At 65.6% G+C, this 2,202-nt stretch carries 1 protein-coding gene; it reads right to left on the reverse strand.

The annotated features are described in order from the left end of the window. Nucleotides 1-581: 581 nt before the first annotated feature. Nucleotides 582-1,769, reverse strand: a complete 1,188-nt coding sequence (locus AAF481_20445) for a phosphoglycerate kinase (GenBank protein MEM7483536.1) — start codon at nucleotides 1,767-1,769, stop codon at nucleotides 582-584. Between the last annotated feature and the right edge of the window lie 433 nt (nucleotides 1,770-2,202).

The following is a 2,202-nucleotide window of genomic DNA, read 5'->3' on the forward strand; positions in this document are numbered from 1 at the left end:
CAGGGCGGCCGCGCGATCACGACGTAGGCCCCGACGACCGCGGCGAGAGGGATGAAGATCGCGACGATGTCGGCCAATACCAAGGTGATGGCGAAGATCCAGCGGTCTTGAGAGCTCAAGTCGTGCCCTCCGGATGGTGAGGTCGATGAACGAATCGAATGCGCTGTCCCGGCGTATCGTTCCTCATGATGTTTGGCTCCGGGCCAGGGAACGGAAGGGATGGGAAGCCACCACGGCACTGTCCTGCCTGCGGCCAGGACCTGTCAGAGTATCCTTACTATCAGCTCTGCCCAAGCCCCATCGCGCGGCGTCTCCTGTCCTTGGCTCGTCTGCTGTTGCCGATCATGGCGACGATCTTCCTTTACCAGGTCTTTGCCGGAGACCTCCTGGCCAGCTTTTGCCTCGTTTCGGGACAGTTCATCCTGGCCTATATCAGCGGCCCCAGTCTGTTGATCTATGCCTGCTCGTTGCTGTTCCCTCGCGATCGGCGAGTCATCTGCCTGCGCTGTAGCTGGTACTTGGATTGTCGCTTCCGGCCCGGGCTGTTCGCCGCCCGAAGCGAGCCCGCTCCTGACCGGTCTTCAGCCATCGTCCAGGATCTCGAAGCTGGCGAACGACTTGCCCTCCAGCATCTCGAGGCTGGCGCCGCCGCCGGTGGAGACGTGGCTGACCCGGTCGGCGAGGCCCATTTGCTGGATCGCGGCGGCGGAGTCGCCACCGCCGATGAGGCTGGTGGCGTCGGACGCGGCGATGGCTTCGGCGACGGCGCGGGTGCCGGCGTCGAAGGGTGGGGTTTCGAAGACGCCCATCGGGCCGTTCCAGACGACGGTTCTGGCGGCGCCGATGTGGCCGGCGAAGAGGGCCTGGGTTTCCGGGCCGATATCGAAGCCGGCGAAGCCGTCCGGGATGTCGCCGCGGGTGATGCGCTTGGCGCCGTCGCTGGCCAACCGGTCGCCGCAGTGGTCATCGACCGGCAGGACGATCTTGCTGCCACCACGCTGCAGCATGGCGCGTGCCTGGTCGACGAAATCGGGCTCCACCAGGCTGTTGCCGACGGCCCGGCCATGGGCGAGAGCGAAGGTGTAGGCCATGGCGCCGCCGATCAGGATGGTGTCGCAGAGATCGAGCAAGTTGTCGATGACGACGATCTTGTCCGACACCTTGGCGCCGCCGAGGATAGCGAGGAACGGGCGCTCGGGATTGGCCACGACCCCGGCTAGGTAGCGGATCTCTTTTTCCACCAGGAAGCCACAGACCGCCGGTTTGCCGGCCGCTTTCATCTGCCGCGGCACCGCCACCATCGAGGCGTGCTCCCGATGGCAGGTGCCGAAGGCGTTGTTGCAGTAGACATCGCCGAATTGGGCCAGGGCGGCGGCGAAATCCTCACCGCCCTTCTTCTCCGCCTTCGCGAAGCGCAGGTTCTCGAGCAGCACGACCCCGCGGGGCTCCAGGGCCTCGACCTTGGCGCGGGCCTCGTCACCGATAGTGTCGTTGGCGAAGGCTACCGGACGATCGAGCAGCTCGGCGAGGCGCTCCGCCGCCGGCCGCAAGGTAAAGGCCGGTTCGGCCCCTGTGCCCTTGGGACGACCGAGGTGGCTCATCAGCACCACCGAGCCGCCGCGATCCAAGACGCTGCGAATCGACTTGAGGGCCATGCGGATACGCCGGTCGTCGCTGATCCGACCCTCTTGTAGCGGTACGTTGAAATCGACCCGCATCAGGACCTTGTGGCCGCTGACGTCGACATCGGCAATGGTCTTCTTAGCCATGGTTTTCCTTCCTACCCGCCTCTCTGCCTGCAGGGGCCGCCTGCGCCTCCGGTGTGAGGTCCGCGCTGCCGCATACCGAGGAGGTTAATCTAGTGCCTCTCTTGGTAAAAATTCAACGGGGGTGGGGACCAGCTCCGTTCACGAGCTATCGAGCGTCCGGGTCCACGACCTGCGTGAGCCCTGGACAGGCGAAGGCGTACCTTAGCAAGCCTTAGCTACTGCTTCGGCTGGCAGCTGATTCGCCCGCCGGTGGACCTGAGGCCTCAGCTCGATCGAGAGAAGGCGCCTTTCCACCGTACCCACCAGGACGACTCTTCCGTTTGCGCGAGATGGATTCTGCTCAGCTGCGCTTCGCGCGGCGGGCGGGGGACTGAGCCACGTCGCCGCGGATCGACCCCGAGGACGACTCGGCGGCGCCGGTGCCGACTGCGCC

Source organism: Acidobacteriota bacterium, from assembly GCA_039030395.1.
In the GTDB taxonomy this organism is placed as follows: Bacteria; Acidobacteriota; Thermoanaerobaculia; order Multivoradales; family JBCCEF01; genus JBCCEF01.

What these genes read in the sequence shown, in the direction of transcription:
- AAF481_20445 (MEM7483536.1), bottom strand. Translation starts at nt 1,769, where the DNA reads ATGGCTAAGAAGACCATTGCCGATGTCGACGTCAGCGGCCACAAGGTC.